The sequence below is a fragment of the bacterium genome (assembly GCA_035307765.1).
Lineage (GTDB): Bacteria > Sysuimicrobiota > Sysuimicrobiia > Sysuimicrobiales > Segetimicrobiaceae > Segetimicrobium.
In genome coordinates, this window is the sequence record DATGHU010000020.1 from 1 (window position 1) to 19,768 (window position 19,768).

The 19,768-nt window shown below is 65.8% G+C and carries 16 protein-coding genes; 8 read left to right on the plus strand and 8 right to left on the minus strand.

What is annotated here, in order from left to right; all coding sequences use genetic code 11:
• The 5 genes from VKV57_06465 to VKV57_06485 form a co-directional block, all read left to right on the plus strand.
• Nucleotides 1-241, plus strand: a 241-nt coding sequence (locus VKV57_06465; GenBank protein ID HLW59557.1) for a hypothetical protein, incomplete at its 5' end; no start/stop codon positions are given.
• Nucleotides 242-547: 306 nt separating this feature from the next.
• Nucleotides 548-1,942 (plus strand): ABC transporter substrate-binding protein, encoded by a 1,395-nt coding sequence (locus tag VKV57_06470; protein ID HLW59558.1) that lies wholly within the window; start codon nucleotides 548-550, stop codon nucleotides 1,940-1,942.
• Nucleotides 1,943-1,990: 48 nt separating this feature from the next.
• Complete coding sequence (locus tag VKV57_06475; protein ID HLW59559.1) at nucleotides 1,991-3,541, plus strand: ABC transporter substrate-binding protein; 1,551 nt, start codon at nucleotides 1,991-1,993, stop codon at nucleotides 3,539-3,541.
• Nucleotides 3,542-3,581: 40 nt separating this feature from the next.
• Complete coding sequence (locus VKV57_06480; GenBank protein HLW59560.1) at nucleotides 3,582-4,502, plus strand: ABC transporter permease; 921 nt, start codon at nucleotides 3,582-3,584, stop codon at nucleotides 4,500-4,502.
• Nucleotides 4,502-5,338, plus strand: a complete 837-nt coding sequence (locus tag VKV57_06485) for an ABC transporter permease (GenBank protein HLW59561.1) — start codon at nucleotides 4,502-4,504, stop codon at nucleotides 5,336-5,338. The genes VKV57_06480 and VKV57_06485 overlap by 1 nt, the downstream gene beginning before the upstream one ends.
• Before the next feature lie 296 nt (nucleotides 5,339-5,634).
• Here VKV57_06485 and VKV57_06490 read toward each other — a convergent pair whose 3' ends face one another.
• The 8 genes from VKV57_06490 to VKV57_06525 form a co-directional block, all read right to left on the minus strand.
• Nucleotides 5,635-7,044, minus strand: a complete 1,410-nt coding sequence (locus tag VKV57_06490; GenBank protein HLW59562.1) for an ABC transporter substrate-binding protein — start codon at nucleotides 7,042-7,044, stop codon at nucleotides 5,635-5,637.
• A 365-nt stretch (nucleotides 7,045-7,409) separates the two neighbouring features.
• Nucleotides 7,410-8,699 carry an amidohydrolase family protein gene (locus VKV57_06495; protein ID HLW59563.1) on the minus strand — a complete coding sequence of 430 codons (1,290 nt, stop codon included), beginning with the start codon at nucleotides 8,697-8,699 and terminating at the stop codon, nucleotides 7,410-7,412.
• 113 nt (nucleotides 8,700-8,812) lie between these two features.
• The gene (locus tag VKV57_06500) at nucleotides 8,813-9,790 is read right to left on the minus strand and encodes a dipeptide ABC transporter ATP-binding protein (GenBank protein ID HLW59564.1); all 978 of its coding nucleotides are present in this window, start codon (nucleotides 9,788-9,790) and stop codon (nucleotides 8,813-8,815) included.
• Entirely contained in the window at nucleotides 9,790-10,758 is a 969-nt protein-coding gene (locus tag VKV57_06505; GenBank protein ID HLW59565.1) for an ABC transporter ATP-binding protein, read from the minus strand. The genes VKV57_06500 and VKV57_06505 overlap by 1 nt, the downstream gene beginning before the upstream one ends.
• Nucleotides 10,755-11,654 (minus strand): ABC transporter permease, encoded by a 900-nt coding sequence (locus VKV57_06510; protein HLW59566.1) that lies wholly within the window; start codon nucleotides 11,652-11,654, stop codon nucleotides 10,755-10,757. The genes VKV57_06505 and VKV57_06510 overlap by 4 nt, the downstream gene beginning before the upstream one ends.
• A 16-nt stretch (nucleotides 11,655-11,670) precedes the next feature.
• A complete protein-coding gene (locus VKV57_06515) occupies nucleotides 11,671-12,588 on the minus strand; it encodes an ABC transporter permease (protein ID HLW59567.1) in 918 nt (305 codons plus the stop codon).
• Nucleotides 12,589-12,604: 16 nt separating this feature from the next.
• Nucleotides 12,605-13,114, minus strand: coding sequence for a (2Fe-2S)-binding protein (locus VKV57_06520; protein HLW59568.1), 510 nt, complete (start codon nucleotides 13,112-13,114; stop codon nucleotides 12,605-12,607).
• 51 nt (nucleotides 13,115-13,165) lie between these two features.
• A complete protein-coding gene (locus VKV57_06525) occupies nucleotides 13,166-14,821 on the minus strand; it encodes a helix-turn-helix domain-containing protein (protein HLW59569.1) in 1,656 nt (551 codons plus the stop codon).
• A gap of 326 nt (nucleotides 14,822-15,147) precedes the next feature.
• Between VKV57_06525 and VKV57_06530 the strand changes: the two genes are divergently transcribed.
• From VKV57_06530 to VKV57_06540, 3 genes are read left to right on the plus strand one after another with little or no spacing between them, the layout of a single operon-like run.
• Nucleotides 15,148-15,891 carry a GntR family transcriptional regulator gene (locus VKV57_06530; GenBank protein ID HLW59570.1) on the plus strand — a complete coding sequence of 248 codons (744 nt, stop codon included), beginning with the start codon at nucleotides 15,148-15,150 and terminating at the stop codon, nucleotides 15,889-15,891.
• Between the two features lie 10 nt (nucleotides 15,892-15,901).
• Nucleotides 15,902-17,590, plus strand: coding sequence for a hydantoinase B/oxoprolinase family protein (locus VKV57_06535; protein ID HLW59571.1), 1,689 nt, complete (start codon nucleotides 15,902-15,904; stop codon nucleotides 17,588-17,590).
• Nucleotides 17,587-19,749, plus strand: coding sequence for a hydantoinase/oxoprolinase family protein (locus tag VKV57_06540; protein HLW59572.1), 2,163 nt, complete (start codon nucleotides 17,587-17,589; stop codon nucleotides 19,747-19,749). Before VKV57_06535 ends, VKV57_06540 begins: the two co-directional genes overlap by 4 nt.
• Nucleotides 19,750-19,768: the final 19 nt, after the last annotated feature.

Genomic DNA, 19,768 nt, shown 5'->3' on the forward strand with positions numbered 1-19,768 from the left:
TTATGACCGGATCATGGCCCGCGATCGCGCCGGGGCGCGGGCCGCGCTCACGCCACAGATGCTGCGGCTGGGCATCTACGGCACGCCCGACGAGTGCGCCCAGCAACTGGAGGTGATCGTGCAGGCCGGGTTCAACCACATTTCCATCGGCGGCCCGCTCGGCCGCACACCGGCGGAGGCGATGCGGCTGATCGCCGAACGGGTGATCCCGCACTTCAGGTCGACCACCGCGAACGTGTGACCGCCGCGGCACATGCCGCTCGGGGAAGGACGGTTCATCTACACGAAACGATAGGACATCGAAGCCCTGAGCGCTCAACGGGCCGCACCCGACGTGTGATTAAGGGAGGGAGGTCACATGGGACAGATGAGGAGCGGGATCACACGACGAGAGCTTATTCGGCGTGGTCTAGGGGCGACCGGTGGAGCCGCGCTCTTGGCCGCCGCTGCACCGGTGCTCGGTGCCAAGGCAGCTCCAGCCCCGAGGCGAGGCGGGACACTCGTGTACGGGTCAGGCTCGGAAGTGGTCAGCTTGGATCCCCCGACCGTGGGCGATACCGCATCAGCTGCCATCATCTCGATGGTGTACAACGGCCTCGTGAAGTACACGCCGGATCTCAAGATCGTACCGGATCTGTCGCCAAGTTGGGGGGTTGACGGAACGAAGTGGACGTTTAAGCTCCGTCGCGGCGTAACGTTCCACGACGGGACAGCGCTCGATGCCGCCGCCGTGAAGGCTCACTTTGACCGCCTTCTCGGCCCAGAAGGCGGCCTGCGAGGGTTCTTGTGGGTGCCGTTCCTCGAGAGTGCGCAGGTAGTCGACGCGAACACCGTGCGGTTCATCACCAAGTTCCCTGATCCCGGGTTCCTCGGGCGACTGGCAAGTACCACCGGCGCCATCGAAAGCCCAACCGCGTTTAAGAAAAACGGGAAGGACATTGCTCGGCATCCGGTCGGGACGGGCCCATTCAAGTTTGACGAGTGGGTTCAAGACGAGCATATTACCGTGAGCCGTAATGATAGCTACTTTGGCGACAAAGCCTACCTCGACAAGGTGATAGTTCGGCCGATCATCGACGATTCGGCGCGAATGATCGCCTTAATGTCCGGCGATGTCCAACTCGTCATCCGCGTTCCGCCAGAGCAGATGTCGCGGGTGGCCGGCAATCCGCAACTGCAACTCCAAACCTCCGAGGTGCTGGGTACGCTCTTCCTGGGGATGAACGTCCTCAAGAAGCCATTCAGCGATCTCCGGGTGCGTCAGGCACTCAACTATGCCATCGACAAAGTATCTCTCGTGCAGAATTTGTACCAGGGTATGGCCGAAGTGTCGAATCAGATCGTTTCACGGGGGGCCGCCGGCTACTCCGCAGTGGCGGGATTTCCATATAACCCGGCCAAGGCCAAGCAACTACTGACGGAAGCCGGGTATCCTGATGGTTTCTCGAGTTCGATGTTGGTCACCAGCGGCGCCTACGTGAAGGACGTCGAGGTGGAGCAGGCCGTGCAGCAACAATTGGCCACAGTGGGAGTGAAAATCCAACTTCAAACTGCGGAATGGGCTCGCTACCTTGAACTGTTGCGCATGCCACCGACCAACAGCCCATTGCAGATGTGGCTCGATTCGTGGTTTGCGGTAGAAGCGTCGCAGATCATCCTGAATCGCTTCGGCTGCCAATCCTTCCGCCCGCACGGTGCGAATACGGCCGGATTCTGCAACGAGGAGCTTGACGGGCTGCTTACTCAGGCCGAGCGCAGCCTTGACGGGGTGACTCGGAACGACCTCCTCAGCAGAGCCCAGAAACTCGCCTCGCAGCAAGCACCTGGGGTTTGGCTCATTCAGTTCAAGGAAGCCGTGGGAATGAGCAAAAAGCTCCACAACCCGCTCTTCATCAAGTATGAAGTCCTCACGGTGGACGAACATACGTGGCTCGAAGCATGACCGCGGCCGCGCGCATACAGCGACGGCCGACATAAGGGAGGCGTTTCCATGTGCACGCGATGGTGGTTGAGGTGGCTCGCCGGCTGCATCGGGTTCGCGCTCGTCGTGGCCAGTTCGCCAGGTCCCTTGTCCGCTGCGGGCCCGAAGATCCTCACTGTGGTCCAAAGTGGGGATGCGTCCACACTCGATCCTCCGCACGAGGGGTTCAACTCCGGGTCGGCGGTCGACCGCTCCCTGTACGAGGGACTGGTCGCCTTCGATGTTCGGATGAAACCGATTCCGGTTCTGGCGCAGTCCTGGTCGATCTCGCCCGATGGGCTGACGTACACCATTCATCTGCAGCCCGGCGTGACGTTCCACGACGGGACCCCCTTCAACGCGCAGGCGGCCAAGGTGAACTTGGATCGCCTGCGCGACCCGAAGGAGGACCCCCGATACGCCCTGTTCGACATGATCTCCCAGGTCAAGGTCGTCGACGATACCACAGTCCAACTGATCCTGTCGCGCCCCTTCTCCGCGTTGTTCTATAATTTCGCCAATCCGGACATCACAATGGTCAGCCCCGCCGCGATGGCCAAGTACGGCATCGACGGCCTCGCGACGCACGAGGATGGGACGGGCCCGTTCACGTTGGTGTCCTGGACCAAAGGAGACAATCTCGTTGTCCGTAGGAATCCCCGGTACTGGAAGCCCGGCCAGCCCTACGTGGACCAGATCGTGTTCAGGGACGTGCCGGACGGGACGCAGCGCGTCGCGATGCTCAAGACTGGCGAGGCACAGTTTGTCTTCCCCATAGATCCCGCTGGCGTCAAGCCCCTGTCGGGGGACCCCTCGATCCGGCTGATCAAGGGCCCCAGCATCCTCGTCCAGTTCGTAGGCATGAACCTATTGCATCCCCCGTTCAACAACCGCGACGTGCGCCTGGCGCTGAACTACGCGATCGACAAACAGACCCTCATCAACACCCTCTACCAGGGCTATGCACAGGAGATGCACTCCTTCGTCTCCCCGCTGCTGCCGGGCTACAAGGCCGTGGGGAGCTATCCGTTCGACCTGAACAAGGCCCGGGAGCTGCTCCGGGAGGCTGGCTATCCCAATGGCTTCACCGCGACCCTGTGGATCAGCAACGTCACCTTCCAGCAGCGGCTCGCCGTCTTTCTGCAGCAGCAGTTCGCCCAGATCGGCGTGACGCTGAAAATCGTCGCCCTGGACGGTGGCAGCCTGTATGCGCTCGAAAACAAAGGGCCCGGCGAGAACACCGTCCAGATGCGGATCAGCGGGTTTTCTCCCTCCAACGGCTCGACCTACTGGCAGTTTCATGTTGTGCTCTCCAAAGCCGCCTGGCCGCCCAACGGGCTGTCGAATTTCTCCTTTTACGAGAACCCGGCGATGGAACAGGCGCTCGACGCCGCCTTGCGGACCACAAATCTCGCCCAGCAGAACGCGGGCTACGCTCAGGCGCAACAGATGGAGTTCGACGACGGCGCGGTGATCTGGCTGGCCTCGCCCACGAACATCGCCGGGCAAACGACCAACCTGACCGGCGCGTATGTCGTCCCGGATCAAACCTTGACGGTCCAGTCGGCGCAGCTGCATTGATCCCGGCAGGCCGCCCCGGGTAGGCACCCCGGCGTGCCCCATGACCCGGTACATTGTGCGGCGCCTTCTGCTCATGGTGCCGACGCTGTTCGGCGTAACCGTGGTGGTTTTCACCTTCATTCATCTGCTGCCCGGAGACCCCGCGGCGCTCATGGCGGGTAACGACGCGACGGGCGAGGCCATCGCCATCATGCAGCATGAGCTCGGTCTGGACCGACCCCTCTGGACCCAATATGGCATCTACGTGAGCGAGTTGCTCCGCGGTAACCTAGGCGTCTCGCTGCGGGATCACGATCCGGTGAGCGCCCATGTCGGCCAGGCCTTTGGTCCCACCTTGGTCCTCACGGTGTGCGCGATGGTGGTTGCCATCACGGTCGGCCTCACCATCGGCGTGATGGCCGCGGTGAACCACAACCGGTTTCCTGACTACGCCGGTACCTCGCTTGCCATGTTCGGTATCAGCCTGCCGTCGTTCGTGCTGGGCTTGGCCCTGATCTGGGTCTTCGCCGTCGAACTCCGCTGGTTCCCGACCGGCGGCTACCACGGACCCTCCACGCTGGTCCTCCCCGCCATCACGTTGGGTATGGGGGCCGGCGCCACCATCGAACGCATCGCCCGGTCACAAATGCTGGAGGCGCTGGGCCAAGATTACGTCCGCACGGCGAAAGCGAAGGGGCAACGCACTTCGGTGATCGTCGTGCGCCACGTCCTCCGTAACGCGCTCATCCCTGTCGTCACGGTCGCGGGGCTCGATTTCGGTAACCTGATCTCCGGCGCGATCATTGTCGAGTCCATCTTCGCGTATCCTGGGCTCGGGCGCCTCCTGTTCGACTCGATTAACTTTCGCGACTATCCGCAGATCCAGGGGATCGTGTTCACCTTTGCCGCTGAGTTCCTCATGGTGAACCTCCTAACCGACCTGCTCTACGCGCGCGTCGACCCGCGCATTCGGTACCGCTGATGCGCCTACCTCGCTTCGTGACCGCGTTCAGCGACAGTCCCGGTGGCGTCGCCGGCGCGGTCCTGGTCGTGCTGGTCGTCGCGGCGGCGTGTCTCGGACCGGTCGTCGCGCCGTACTCGCCGAACGTGCCGGACTACGCAGACGCCCTGCAACCTCCGACGCTTCACCACTGGGGCGGCACCGACGAGTTCGGCCGGGACGTGCTGTCCCGCGTCCTGTACGGTGCGCGGATCTCCCTGGGGGTCGCCGGGCTTGGGGTCGCGGCTGGATTGCTCGCCGGGATCCTCTTGGGCTTGGCAACCGGCTACTACGGTGGCAGGCTCGACGATGTGGTGATGCGCATCATTGACGTGCTGCTCGCCTTTCCGGGTATTCTGCTCGCCATTGCCATGGTTGCGGTCCTAGGCCCCGGTCTTCAAAATCTCGTGCTCGCGATCGGGATCTTCGGCGTGCCGGGCTTCACGCGTCTGGTGCGAGGGTCGACGCTCCAGGTCTCGGGCATGGATTACATCGAGGCGGTCCGCGCGCAGGGCGCCCGGTCCTCGTGGATCTTGCTGCGCCACGTCCTGCCCAACATCATGGCACCGCTCATCGTGATCGCTACCCTGCGACTCGGGGGCGCGATCCTTACAGAATCCGCGCTCGCGTTCCTTGGTCTAGGTGCGCCTCCGCCGACGCCCGAGTGGGGCGCCATCCTCAGCGACGCGAAGGACAACCTGGTGACGTCGCCGTACCTCGGGATCGCCCCGAGTGTGACGCTCGTCATCACCGTGCTCGGCTTCAATCTGCTGGGTGATGGATTGCGGGACGCGCTCGACCCACGACTCAGGATGTGATCCACAGAGGATTTCTGGCCGCAGAGGCGAGCTCGAACGCCGGCGACGGTACGAGGTGTCCGGTTTTGCCCGCGCTGGACCTCGGCCGCGTGCGCCGGGTGCTCGCGTGCCCGGACGCTATAGGTGCGCGCGACCTATTCTGGACGCCCGAATCCTTGTCCGCGCCATGGCTTCGACTGCTGCGATGATTGGGATCGTTGGCCCGAGTTTGTCACGCTTCAAAGGCTCGTTGTAGGATTAGACTCCTGTTTATACGGCAATGAATAGCTGCGGTGTGTCCTGTCCCTGGATCCCTCCTACGATTCGAGCCACGTGTGTTCATCGGCAGACACGAGCGCCGTCCTGAGTAGGACCGGGCTATGAAGCTTTTTGCTCATCCCCAGTATCTGTTGCAGCTGAATCAGCCACACGGCGGGTGCCTGCTGTGAGACGAGCGCCTGGGCCTTCTCGAGAAGACCTTCACGCGTCGTTGAGTCGATAGTCCGCTGGATCTGTGAGAGCAGTCCGTCAAGATCTTCGTTGCAGAAGCCAGCGGTATTCTGCCCGGCGGGGCGGAACGAACGACATCCGAACCTGGCTACGATCGCTTGAGACGCGTCTATCTCTGCCCACGAATCGATCCACATCTCCAGCGGGCTGTTTGTCGGCGGCATGCGCAGAAGTTCAAGATAGCGAACGTATTCTGCGGTTTGGAGCGTGACTTGCACCCCAATCGCGGCCCATTGTTCTTGGAGGAATTGCTCGAGCTCGAGTTCCTTCGGATAGGCCCCATTTGTGACCAGCATCGTCGCGGAGAATCCATTCGGGTACCCGGCTCCTGCCAGGAGTTGCTTGGCCTTCTTCGGATTGTACGGGAAGCCGGGGACCGGCGAATAACCTGCAGCCCCACGCGCCACAACGTCATTCGAGATTTGACCCATCCCGTCATAAATGGCCTTCACGATGGCGGCTTTGTCAACGGCGTAATTCAACGCCTGACGCACTCGGAGGTCTGTAAACGGCTTCTTGAGGACGTTCATGCCGATGAACCACGTGGAAAGCCCGTCTATGGTCATGATCGTGAGTTGGGGATTCGCTTCGATGCGCGAGACCTGTTCCGGAGGAATGCTCCGCGCGAGTTGAACATCGCCGGCGGCCAACGCAATCACGCGCGCGTTGATGTCTGGGACCGCGCGAATGATGACCCCGTCGAGGTAGGGTTTGTTTCCCCAATAGTTGTCGTTCCGTATGAGGGCAATGTGATCGTCCTGCACCCACTCCCGAAATTTGAACGGGCCAGTGCCGACCGGATGACGTGCCAGGTCCTTGCCGTATTTCGCAAATGCCGCCGGACTTTCGATCGCACCCGTCACGTTCGCTAGCCGGTCGAGGAAAAACGGGTCGACAAACTTAGTCGTAAATCGTACGGTGGTAGCATCCAGAGCCTGCACACGGGCGACGAGCGGAAGCCACTGACTAGCTCGTAAGGGTTTCTCCGGACCGAGCAACCGGTTGAAATGCGCCACCACCGCGTGGGCATCAAACCCCGTGCCGTCATGAAAGGTCACGCCATGGCGAATGTTGAACGTCCACGTTGTCCCGTCGACTTTCCAGCTCGTCGCGAGATCTGGCCGGATCTCCAGGGTCGGTGTGAATTTGACTAACTGGTTATAGATCATGCTGGACACGTTAACTGATGAACCATCCCCCACGTAGGGCGGATCCATCGTCGTGGCCTCATTGTCAGCAGCATAGACGAGTGTCCCGCCCCTTCTCGGGGCCGTCGCGGCCGCGGCGTATCCCATGGATGGCGTGACCTCGAGTAACCCCATCCCGGCAACCGCCCCGAGGCCTCGTCGCAGGAATCCTCGCCGGGTGACCCGGTTTCCTAGATGCACCTCACCGTTCGTCCGATGCATCGCACCTCACCTTTTCCGCGACTGGATGCCGCGTAGTCTCGCTGAGCACCTCCCGTTGATCCAACTCTCCGCAGTGGGTGGTCCCCGGAAACGGAGTGCGACCCCTCCGGGATTCCGATGCTCTGCGCGCCCGCCGTCTCCGCTCCGGGGCCGCTGCCGCGCGCACTGCGGGATCAGTTGTGTACTTGCATCAGGTCCTGTCGAAGTCTCGACGCGTCTCCATCCAGGGGCACCATCAGGGCCCCTGGCGTTGCCACCGGCCGCCCCGCGCGCACAACGAGCCGGACGCGCCGCAGGGCGCCGATCTCGGTCGCCGGATCCCCCTCGACCAGTAGCAGGTCGGCGATCTTGCCGGGGGCGATGGTCCCGATCTCGTGCTCCAGCCGGAGGGCCACCGCGCTGTGGTGGGTGGCGGCCGCGATCGCGTCCAGCGGGGAGACCCCCATGTGCTCGACCATCAACTCGAGCTCCCAGGCCAGGTTGTCAAAGTAGGTGTCGTGGATCCCGGTGTCCGGTCCGGTGGCAAACCGCACGCCAGCGGCGTGCATCTTCGCCCAGGCCGCCGTGCGCTCCTCGCGGACCGACCGCATCCGCTTCCGGTCCTCGCTCATGTTCTTCACGTCGTCGTATGCAGCGCGGTACCAGACGGTGATCGTCGGGACGACGGTCGTACCCTGGGCGAGCATGCGCTCGATCAGGGACTCGTCGAATTCCAACCCGCCGTCCATGCCCATCCAGCCGCAGTGTTCGATGGTGTCGATCCCGGCGAGCACGGCGTTGCGAATGCTCGCCGTGCCGATGGCGTGGGTCGCGATCGGCTTGCCGAGCCGGCGGGCCTCCGCCACGAGCACCCGGAGTTCGTCGGCCGAGTATTGGGGAGCCGCGACGTTTGAGCCCGGCGTGCCGCCGCCGCCGCTCGCCATCACCTTCAGGACGTCGACGCGCTCCTCGACCAGCGTGCGGGCCACCTTCTTGAGTTCGTCCGCCGTGTCCGCGCGGTAACCGTGGGGCCATCCGTGGCCGGCCGTGGTGGTGATGACGCGACCGCAGGTGATGATGCGGGGACCGATGATGAGTCCTTCGGTGACGGCGTCGCGTACGGTTTGGGTGAGCCGGCCGGTACCGCCGAGATCCCGGACGGTGGTCGCGCCTGACGTGAGCGAGACCTGCGCGTTGCGCGCGGCCCGCAGCAACTGCGTCTCAACCGATTCGTGCGCAAGCCCGCGCTGACCCGGAGCACCGCTCATGCACAGGTGGGCGTGCATGTTGATTAGACCAGGGAGTAGGGTACACCCCGCGCCTTCCACCACCTTCACACCCTCCGGGGGAGGCGCGGCGGTCGGCCCAACCGCCTGAATCCGCTCTCCATGCACCACGACGTCCTGGTGCGCCACGCCGGGGTGTCCGGTTCCATCGATGACGCGAACGCCGCGGAAGAGCAGAGTGGACTGAGCGGTTGTCATGTCGCGACCCCCACGCCCGAAAATCCGGCGCGGGGCTCAGTATAGGCGTTCCTGCGCACAGAAGGCAATGTGCGCCGCGACCAGTTCACGCGGTCAAGGTGCACACCCGCCGCTCACCCGTAGTTGATCGCCTCCGCGAAGTGGCAGGCGACCAGGTGTGCCGGGCCGAGCGGCCGCAGGGCGGGTTCAGTTGCCCGGCAAACATCCTGGGCGAAGGGGCAGCGGGGATGGAACCGGCAGCCGGCGGGCGGGTGCAGTGGGCTGGGCGGATCGCCCTCGAGCGCCGCCCGGCGCCGGCGGCGACTTGGGTCGAGCCCCGGGACGTCAACGAGTAGGGCGCGAGTGTAGGGGTGGCGGGACGCCTCGAACAGCGCATCCCTCCCGGCCGTCTCGACGATTTTGCCGAGGTACATGACCGCGACCCGGTCGCACATATGGCGGACGACGCGCATGTCATGGGAGATGAACACGTAGGTCAACCCGAGCGACGCCTGCAGATCTTTGAGGAGGTTGAGGATCTTGGCCTGGACCGAGACGTCGAGGGCCGAGGTGGGTTCATCGGCGACCACCAACTGGGGACTGGTCGCGATCGCCCGCGCGAGTGCGATCCGCTGCCGCTGGCCGCCGGAGAACTCGTGAGGATAGCGAAAGGTCATCTCGGGCCGAAGACCGACCGCCCGGAACAGTTCGGCCACTCTCGCCCGCCGCTCGACCGCGCTGCCGAGCCGGTGGACGATCAGGGGGCGCTCTACGATCTCGCCCACGGTCATGCGGGGATTCAGCGACGCATAAGGGTCCTGAAACACGACTTGGAGATCGCGACGGAGGTATTTCAGTTCGCGGCCCCTGGCGCGGTGGACGTCTCGGCCGAGGAAGGTAACCCGGCCGGCGGTTGGCGGCAGCAGGCCGAGCAGCAGGAAGCCGAGCGTGGACTTTCCGCAGCCCGACTCTCCCACGATGCCCAGCGTTTCGCCGCGCACGAGCTCGAGGTCTACCCCGTCGACCGCGCGCAGGAGTCGGCGGCCGAGCATATGCTCCCGGATCGGGAAATGCTTGGTCACACCCTGAGCCTGCAGCAGGACGTCCCCCATCAGCCGTACAGGAAGCAGGCGGTGTCATGGTGCGGCTTGACTTCGCGCACGGGTGGCGCCTCAGTGTGGCACCGGGCCATCACGCGTGGGCAGCGGGGCGCAAAGGGGCACTCGCCGAGGACCGGCGGCGCGGCGTCAAGTTCCCCGGGGATCGCCTCAAGCCGAGGCCGGTCGCCCCGGACACTGGGGATCGCCGCCAGCAACCCCTGCGTGTACGGATGCATCGGTTCGCGGAAGAGAGCGTCCACCGCGGCCGACTCGACGATGCGCCCCGCGTACATGATATACACACGGTCGCAGGTCTCGGCGACGACGCCCAGATCGTGCGTGATGAGGAGGATGGACATCCCGAGCTGGTCCTGCAGGTCCTTGAGGAGGCTGAGGACCTGCGCCTGCACCGAGACGTCCAGGGCCGTCGTGGCCTCGTCCGCGATCAGGAGTGTGGGATGACAGGAGATCGCCATTGCGATCATCACACGCTGACGCATGCCCCCGCTGAGCTCGAACGGGTACTGGCAGAGCACACGGTCCGAGTGCGGCATGCGGACGCGTTCCAACATCTGGAGCGCGACGCGCGTGGCCTCCCGGCCCCGCAGGCCGAGGTGCTCGGCGATCGGCTCCCGGAGCTGGCTCCCGATCGGAAAGGACGGGTCGAGCGACGTCATCGGCTCCTGGAAGATCATCGAGATGCCAGCGCCTCGGATGCGGCGCATCTCCCGAGCGGACAGGGCGAGGAGATTCTTGCCGTCGAAGAGGACCTGCCCACCGACGATGCGCCCTGGCGGCGAGGGGATCAATCCGAGAATCGACAGCGCCGTGACCGACTTGCCGCTGCCGGTCTCTCCGACCAGGCCGACGGTTTCCCCGCGTCCGATCTCGAGCGTGACGCCGTCCACTGCGCGGACGATGCGGTCGTCGACCCCGAACTGGACCTTCAGGTCCCGAACGCTCAGGACCGAGTCGCTCATGAGCCCCGCATCCTTGGATCGAGCACGTCACGCAGGCCGTCGCCGAGCAGGTTGAAACCGATCACCACGATGGTGATGGCCACGCCCGGCGCCGCTGTGACGTGGGGCGCGAGGAACATATAGGCTCTTGCGTTGGAGAGCATGGCGCCCCAGTCGGGCGTGGGGGGTTGCACGCCGAGCCCGAGAAAACTGAGCGAAGACGCGAACAACAGGACCGTGGCCATGCGAATGCTGGCCTGCACGACGATGGGCGCAACCGTGCCGGGTAGAATGTAGCGCGCCATGATCGCAGGAGCCGACTCCCCGATGCCCCGCGCGGCGACCACAAACTCGAGCTTGCGAATCCCGAGGACGACCCCCCGCACCAGTCGGACGAACTCGGGGACCGAGACGATCGCGACGGCGAAGATCACGTTGGTCAGCCCTCCGCCGATGATCGCATCAACGCCGATCGCAAGCAGGATGCCGGGGAAGGCCAGCATTACGTCGATCAGACGCATGCTAACCTCGTCGAACCATCCGCCGTAGTAGCCGGCGAGCAAGCCCCAGGGGACGCCGACGAGCATCGTCAGCACCACGGCGGTGACCTGGATCTCGAGGGAGATCGCGGAGCCGTACAAGAGGCGACTGAGGACATCCCGCCCCAACTCGTCCGTGCCCAGCCAGTGTCCCCAACTCGGTCCCTTGAGGCGTAGTTCCAACGCCCCGAGGGTCGGGCTGTACGGGGCGATTACGTGCGAGAGGAGCGCGAGCGCCACGTAGACGCTGATGATCCCCAAGCCAACGGTCGCCCCACGGTTCTTCAGAAGCCGGCGCAAGAGCTCCGATCGGCCGGGGCGCCGTGGGGACGCGGCCGGTTTGACGCTGGCCCCGACCGATTGTGTCGATGCTGACATGGGGGTTCCGCGCGCGTCAGTAGCGGATCCGGGGATTCACGAGGGCGTAGGTGATGTCGGTGAGAAGGTTCACGCTGACGAACGTCACGGAGAGCAGCAGCATCCCGCTCTGCACGATCGGGTAGTCCCGGGAGAAGATGGCGTTGATCAAGAGTTGTCCCATGCCCGGCAGTGAGAAGATGGTCTCCACCACCACGGCCCCCCCCAGCAGGTAGCCGAACTGCAATCCCACGGTCGTGAGCACGGGATTCAGGGCGTTGCGGAGGGCGTGCTTGTAGATGATGAGGAACTCTGGGATTCCGTTGGCGCGCAGCGTCCTGATGTAGTCCTGCCGGATGATCTCAAGCATCGACGCGCGGGTCATCCGCGCGATGTGAGCCGCGCCGCCCGTGCCCAGTACTACCGACGGCAGGATGAGCGCCTCCCAGCCGCTATTGCCTCCGGCGGGCAGCCACCGCAGGGTGCCGGCGAAGATCAACAGCAGCAAGAGGCCGAGCCAGAAGCCAGGCATCGAGATGCCCGTGAGGGACGCGACCATCAGCGTGCTGTCCAGCCAGGAGTTATGGTGCATAGCCGCGGCCACGCCGGCCGCGACGCCGACGACCATGGAGATGAACACGCTGAGCATGGTGAGCCGGAGGGTGAAGGCCAGATGGTCGACGAGCGAGTCGGCGACGGGTTCCCGTGTGCGGATGGAGATTCCGAGCTTGCCGTGGAGGGCTTGACTCACATACCGGACGTACTGCACCGGCAGAGGGTCGGTCAGTCCGAACTCTTTGCGGATGCCAGCGAGGTCCGCCTCAGTCGCCTGCGACCCACCCAAGATCACCGCGGGGTCCCCGGGGATCAGGTGGAGCAGCGAGAACGACGCGATAGAGACGCCGATCAGCACCGGGATCAGCAGCAGGACTCGTGCGACGATGTAGCGTCCCATCGGTTCTGGGTGACGCCTATGTCCCAGAGCGGGGTGTCGATGGGGCGCGGCGCATTCGGCGGCTCGCCGCTAGCACCGCGTCCACGATCGAGTCGTAACCCGTACACCGACAGAGGTTCCCGGAGAGCGCCTCGCGCACGTCTGCTTCGGTCGGGTCGGGATGCTCGCCGAGCAGCTCGAGGGCCGCCAGGATCATGCCGGGAGTGCAGTAGCCGCATTGCAGGGCGTGGTGCGTGGAGAACTCGTCCTGAAGCGGATGGAGCGTACCGCCCTGGGCCAACCCTTCGATGGTCAGGAGTTCGCTCCCGGCAGCCTGGATGCCGAGCATGAGGCAGGACCGGATGCTCCGCCCGTTCATCAGGATGGTGCACGCGCCACACACCCCGTGTTCACACCCGGCGTGCGGTCCGGTCAACCCCAGGTCTTCGCGCAGGACGTCGAGCAGCAGTTTTCGCGGTTCTGTCACGACAGGGTGCCGGGCCCCGTTCACGGTGAGGGCGTAGGCGGTGGGGTCGGCCGGGTTCACGGCGTGCGCCACCCCGGTGCGGGGCGTGGCATAGACCCCGAGCGTCGGAGGTTACGCCGAGCCGTGTGCACGCGGCGACACCTCCGCGAGTTCGACGTGCGGCGCTGGGGCCGCAGGGGCAAGGGGGGGCTCGGGCACGCCGTCACCCACGTACAGTCCTGCCGTGGGGGCAAGCCGCGTCAGGCGGGCCGCTTTCACGGCGAGTTGCAGCGGCAGCCAGCGCTCGGACGCGGCGAGATCCACGCCGAGGAGCGTGGCGATGCGATCCAGCCGCTGCCGCAGCGTGTTCCGGTGGAGGAACAGCTGCTTGGCCGCGCGTGTGGCGTTGCCGCCGGCGTCCAGGTAGACTTCGAGCGTCTTCAAGAGGTCGTCGGGCACGCGGGCCATGAGTTGATAGTCGCGCGTCTCGGTCAACCCGCCCTTCATGAACGCCGGGATGAGCCGGTAGCTCTCCAACTCTTCGATGGAGATGATTCGACCTGTCCCAAACAGTTTCGTGCCGATGTCCAGCGCCTCCTGGGCGTCGCGGTAGGCCGTCGGGTAGCGTTCGGGATCGGTACATGGCCGGCTGACGCCGACCGAGAGGCCGTCGAGGGCCATCTCTGACAGCCGGTGCGCCGGAACGATGGCGACGACGCGCGTACCCAGGTTGTTCACCAGCCCGTTGCGTTCCTCCGTGAGGATATGACCGTGTAGCTGCTCCGCCTGCGCGTGTGTGCGGGCGCTAGCAACCAGGACCACATGGGGGCGCAACAGATCATGGCCCAGGCGCCGAGCGTGCGCCAGCGTCCGGGCCGGGTCCGCCACTCCGATGGGGTCCAGGGTCTCCCACAGGAAAACCTCCGGCCGCGCGCGTTCGTCGGCGAGGTCACAGAGGTGGCGGTTGCGCAGCACGATGCCCGCGGTTTGCGCCAGGCGCTCGACGAGCGCGACATCGTCTACGCTGAACCGTCGACTGCGGTGATCGAGGATGAGCAGCACTCCGTCCCTTTCGGCGTCGAGGGGGATCGGAGTGACCAGGACGGTCCCCATCGAGTGGACGTCGCCCGCCGGTGGGGTTCCCGAGTCGTGCTGTCCGATTCGGACCTGACCGGCACCGCCGCCCTCTCGTCGCGAGGCCCGCACGAGCGCGTCCGGGCAGATCGGCGGCAAGGGGTACAGCGATGGCGACGCCGCGACCAGATGGAGCCCGGCCTGGTGCCGCTCTCTGACGTAGACCGCGCACGTTGTGCCCGCGATCATCCACGGGCCGAGCCGCGCGACCGAGTCGAGCGCGCCGGCGTCGTTCGAGTTCGACGCTCCCCGTGTCAGGCGCTCGAGCGCATCGAGGAGTTCGGCGTGCTTGCGGGCGATATCGCGCAATTGCTCGCACTCAAGCGCGCAGGAGATCGATTGCGCCACCGTTGCCGTGAAGAGCACCGCCTGGCGGGAGAGGGCCCTTGACGGCCGCGCCACCAATCCGATCACGCCCGCCACTCGCTCCCGGGCGGACAAGATCGGCACCGCATACAGCCGTCCACGCCCCCGGGCAGGCTTTCGACGCAGCGCGGCGATCCCGATCGGGCCCTCCCCGGGCGCATACGCGTGACGCACGGCCGCGCACTCGCTAGGCGCGGCCATGCGCAGCACGTACCGATCCGGATCTTGCTCGTGGGTATAGAGGGTCGCGCTGGCGCACTCCGGCAGGGCGGCGAGGGCGGTCAGCATCCGCCTTACGGTCCCCTCGAACCGCGGATTGGATCCAATTGCCCGTCCAGCCGGGACGGCGCGAGGCTGCGAGTTGGTGTGCAGGGTGGTCATTGGCGAACTCAGGACATGGTGCATCTTGGCCGTTGCGGGTACCATTGCAGGGGTGGATGATTCGGGTGTGTCCGGTGTGAGGGAGGATTGGAGTGATCGAACGCTCGACAAATCACGTGATTCGCGGTTCTTCCCATGGATTGCTGGACTCCCCTCTGGAAAGAATGCAGCACGCGATCGAGATTGGATCCATTTAAGCACAGCAGGCCTGACGGGTCAAGATTGGATCCCAAATGACCGTGGATGATGTCACGATCGGGCGTTCCGGACGGGGGCGGTGTCGCCGGCCGACGCTGCCGAGGCCAACCGCGGTGGCCCTGGCGCATTTGCAGCTGCGGCAGAGCATCCTGGCCGAGCGGCTGAGACCTGGGGAATGGCTGCGCCAGGAGGAACTCGCGAGCCGCCTCTCGATGAGCCGCCAGCCGATCCGCGAGGCGTTGTGCCTCCTCGGGGAGGAAGGGCTGGTCGAGCTGGTGCCACACCGGGGCGCACGGGTGGCACCGCTGTCCCTCGAGGAACTCGAGGAAATCTACGGAGCGCGGATGGGGTTGGAAGGTCTGGTCGCGCGGTACGCCGCGGTCAGGATCGATCCGCAGGTGCTCGAAGCGCTCCGGCCGGCGCTGCCCAAGCTGATGGCGCTCAGCATCGCCGGTGACGTCGATTCGTACCTCCAGGAGGACAGGCGGTTCGTTGAGACCTGCTACGCGGTGTCCGGGCGGCCGCGGCTGTGCGGGCAGATCGTGGCGCTCCGGGAGCGGGCCGAGCGCTATCTGCGGCTGGTGTTCAAATGTGGCACCGGATTCCAATGGGTGGACTACTCGTACCGGCTGTTTCAGGCGTGCGTGGCGCACGACGCGGACGCGGCCGAGGCGGCCGCGCAGGGTGCCCTGCGCTGGACGCTGACGCAGGCGACCGCGCTGTTCGAGACCTCGGGGACCGTCAACCCGGAGGGCACACGCGCGCTCCGCGGAGGGTGACGAGGGCCGGGTGGATCCGATTCAGTTCGAGGTGACGAAGAATGCGCTGGCGTCGTTGACCGAGGAGATGGGCGCGGCGCTCCACCGGGCCGCGTACTCGACCAACATCAAGACGCGACTGGACTTCTCGAGCGCGATTTTCGACGCGCGGTTGAGGGTGCTCGCTCAGGCGCTGGCGCAGCCCTCGCATCTTGGGTCACTGCCTCACAGCGTCCCGAACGCGGTCCGCGAGTACGGCGTCGACCAGCTCGGGCCCGGCGACGGCTTGATCGTCAACGATCCTCATCGCGGCGCGGTGCATCTCAACGACATCGCCCTGATCTCGCCTGTCCATGCCCGGACGGGTGAGCTGTTGGGCTTTGTCGCGAACGTCGCGCACCACGTCGATGTAGGGGGCGGTGCTCCGGGGAGTCTGGCCCCGGCGCGGGATCTGTACCAGGAAGGGCTGATCGTGCCCCCGGTGCGGTTGGTGCGGGCGGGGCAGGTCGTCCCCGACGTGATGCGTATGATCGTGGCCAACATCCGCGCCCCGCGCGAATCGGCCGGTGACTTTCGGGCACAGGTTGCGGCGAACCACGTCGGCGCGCGCCGCCTGGCGGAACTCGTCGAGCGGCTCGGACGCACCGTGTTCACCCAGTTCTGCGATGACCTGATCGACTACACGTCTCGGCGGACTCGCGCGGCGCTAGCGCTCTTGCCGCACGGTGAGTTTTCCGCAGAAGACTTCCTCGATGGGGACGGCTTCACTGACGATCCGATCCGGATAGCGGCCACCCTCCGGAACGGTCCCGACGGCGTGGTGATCGACCTGGCCGGCAGTGCCCCACAAGTCCGAGGATCCCTCAACTGTTCCTACTCGATGACGTTTTCCGGAGTCGCGTTCGTCCTGAAGACGCTCGTCGATCCGGACATCCCCGTCAACGAAGGATTCTATCGCAGCTTTACGCTGCACGTTCCCGAGGGCACGGTGACCAACGCGCGACCCCCGGCGGCGGTGGCGGGTGGCTGGGAGGTGGCGTTCCGGGTCGCGGAGGTGCTGTACCGCGCGCTCGCCGATGCGCTGCCGAACCGCATCGTGGCGGCGACCAAGGGCACGATTTGCAACGTCGCGTTCGGCGGGATGCGCCCGAATGGCGGGTACTACGCCTACTACGAGACGGTCGCGGGCGGCGGGGGCGCACGGCCGACCAAGGACGGCATGGACGGGATTCAGACTCACATTCACAACACCGAGAACGCCCCCGTGGAAGAGGTCGAGCTGAACTATCCATTCCGGGTATTGCGGTTTGGGCTGATTCCGGATTCCGAGGGCCCCGGGCGGTTCCGGGGGGGCTTGGGAGTCTGCCGGGATTACTGGTTCCCAAATCACCGCGTGACGTTCTCGATCCTTGCCGATCGGGGACGGTTCGCGCCCTGGGGCCTGTTCGGGGGCGGGTCCGCCCGGACGGCCCGCGTCATTCGGGACCCAGACGGCGAGGCTCAGGTGCTGCCGCTGAAGGGTAGCGTGGAACTCCGGGCGGGCGAGGTGATCAGCGTGCAGACTCCGGGAGGCGGCGGGTACGGCCCGATCTCGGACCGCGATCCCGATGCGGTGCGACACGACGTCCGCGTCGACAAGGTCTCGACGGCGAGGGCGCGCGACGTGTACCATGTGGCGCCCGATCCAGTGCGCCCGGGCCCCAACGAGGTGGGCTCGTGAGCACCGGCTACCGGTTGGGTATCGATATCGGCGGTACGTTCACGGACGTCGTGCTCCTCTCCGAGCAGACCGGTCTCGTCGATACGTTGAAAGTCCTCACGACGCCGGAGGACGTGGCGAAGGGATTTCTGGAGGCGATCGACTACGTGCTCGCCAGAGCCCGGCTGCGGCCTCAGGGCGTCCGACACATCATGCACGGCACGACGGTGGCCACGAACGCCATCATCGAGAACAAGATCGCCCGGACCGCGCTGGTCGTTACCCGCGGGTTTCGAGACCTGTTGGAGATCGCCCGGCAGACGCGGCCCGATCTGTACGATCTGTTCTGTGACAAGCCGGCGCCCCTTGCGCCCCGCGACCTCTGCTTCGAGGTGACCGAGCGGCTCGATGCTGACGGGACGGTGCTGGTGCCACTGGCGGAGGAAGAAGCCGCGCCGATCGCAGACGCGATCCGCGCCCGCGGAGTGGAATCGATCGCGGTTTGCTTCCTCCACTCCTACCGCTATCCCGCCCACGAGCGGCGGGTGGCCGCTCTGCTGGCCGCCCAGTGTCCCGGCGTGCTGGTGTCGGCCTCTTGCGATGTCTTGCCGGAGTTTCGTGAATACCTCCGCGCGAGCACGACTGTCGTCAACGCGGCGATTCGGCCGATCGTGAGCGGGTACCTCGACCGCATCGCGACCGGGTTGGCCGCGCGGGAGATGCCGCTTCGACTCTACGTGATGCAGTCCAACGGCGGCATCTCCGGGTCCGAGGTCGTGCGGCAGCGCCCGGTCTACATCGTCGAATCCGGCCCGGCGGCGGGAGTCACCGCGGCGATGCACATCGGAGCGGCGGCGGGATTTGCCGACCTGATTTCCTTCGATATGGGGGGGACCACCGCCAAGGTCGCTCTGGTCAGGCATGGCCGTGCGGGGTTCTCGACGGAGTTTGAAGTGGGGGCACGAGGCGCGGCCGGCGTGGGGAACAACCGCGGGCGCGGTTACCCGATTCATACGCCGGTGTTGGATCTCGTTGAGGTGGGGGCCGGCGGCGGCAGTGTCGCGTGGGTGGATACGGCGGGGATCATGCACGTCGGGCCCCGAAGCGCCGGTGCGGATCCGGGCCCGGCGTGTTACGACCGCGGCGGCCGCGAGCCGACGGTCACGGACGCCAATTTAGTCTTGGGCCGCCTTGCCCCCGAAACCTTCCTCGGGGGCCGCATGGTGCTCGATTGCGAGGCCGCGCGGCGCGCGCTGGAGCAGTACTGCGCCGGGCCGGCGGGGCTCGACGTGATCGCGGCTGCCAATGGGATCGTGGAGATCGTGAACGCGAGCACCGTCGGCGCGATCCGGCTCGTGTCCGTGCAGCGAGGGTACGATCCGCGCGCCTTCACGCTGGTGGCCTTTGGCGGCGCGGGTCCGCTGCACGCGAATGCCCTCGCCGATGCGCTCGCGATGCCGGTGGCGGTCATTCCGCCCCAGCCCGGTGTTGCCAGCGCCCTCGGGTTGCTCCTCGCGGATCTGACGCATGATTTCATGCAGACGCATGTCACACGCCTCGAGGCGGCGGATCCGGAAGAGCTGACGCTGCTGTACCGCCGATTTGAGCGCGAGGGTGCCGAGATCATTGCCGACGAAGCGATCGCGGCCCGCGCGCGCTTCGCGCGCACGATGGACCTGCGGTATGTGGGGCAGTCCTATGAACTACGGGTCCCGGTGCCGGACGGCACGCTGGGGCCCGCGTCCCTGCGCCAGATCGCGGAGCGGTTTCACGCCGAGCACGAACGCAGTTATGGGTTCGCCGCCCCCGATGAGCCCGTCGAGCTGGTCAACGTTCGGCTCACCGCCATCGGGGATGTCGCGAAACCGCGGGCACCGCTCGCCACGGTGTCTTCAGCGGGCCCGGCCCCGATCGGGGGGCGGCGGCCGGTGTTTTTCTCGGAAACGGGATTCGTCGACACGCCGACCTACGATCGGACCCACCTGGGCGCGGGGCACCTCCTCGCCGGCCCTGCCATCGTGGAGCAGATGGATTCGACCACCGTAATTCATCCCGGGTATGCGGGTCTCGTCGATCTCCATGGCAATATCCTGATCGGTCACCCCAAGCACCTCGCCGCGATGTTCGACCGCACCGTCGCCGCCGGGCAGAGTCAGGGCGCGGGCGAGCGCGATGGATGACGCCGATCAACCGACGGAC

What these genes read in the sequence shown, in the direction of transcription:
- VKV57_06475 (HLW59559.1), top strand. Translation starts at nt 1,991, where the DNA reads ATGTGCACGCGATGGTGGTTGAGGTGGCTCGCCGGCTGCATCGGGTTC.
- VKV57_06480 (HLW59560.1), top strand. Translation starts at nt 3,582, where the DNA reads ATGACCCGGTACATTGTGCGGCGCCTTCTGCTCATGGTGCCGACGCTG.
- VKV57_06485 (HLW59561.1), top strand. Translation starts at nt 4,502, where the DNA reads ATGCGCCTACCTCGCTTCGTGACCGCGTTCAGCGACAGTCCCGGTGGC.
- VKV57_06490 (HLW59562.1), bottom strand. Translation starts at nt 7,044, where the DNA reads ATGGATCCGCCCTACGTGGGGGATGGTTCATCAGTTAACGTGTCCAGC.
- VKV57_06495 (HLW59563.1), bottom strand. Translation starts at nt 8,699, where the DNA reads ATGACAACCGCTCAGTCCACTCTGCTCTTCCGCGGCGTTCGCGTCATC.
- VKV57_06500 (HLW59564.1), bottom strand. Translation starts at nt 9,790, where the DNA reads ATGGGGGACGTCCTGCTGCAGGCTCAGGGTGTGACCAAGCATTTCCCG.
- VKV57_06505 (HLW59565.1), bottom strand. Translation starts at nt 10,758, where the DNA reads ATGAGCGACTCGGTCCTGAGCGTTCGGGACCTGAAGGTCCAGTTCGGG.
- VKV57_06510 (HLW59566.1), bottom strand. Translation starts at nt 11,654, where the DNA reads ATGTCAGCATCGACACAATCGGTCGGGGCCAGCGTCAAACCGGCCGCG.
- VKV57_06515 (HLW59567.1), bottom strand. Translation starts at nt 12,588, where the DNA reads ATGGGACGCTACATCGTCGCACGAGTCCTGCTGCTGATCCCGGTGCTG.
- VKV57_06525 (HLW59569.1), bottom strand. Translation starts at nt 14,821, where the DNA reads ATGCTGACCGCCCTCGCCGCCCTGCCGGAGTGCGCCAGCGCGACCCTC.
- VKV57_06530 (HLW59570.1), top strand. Translation starts at nt 15,148, where the DNA reads ATGACCGTGGATGATGTCACGATCGGGCGTTCCGGACGGGGGCGGTGT.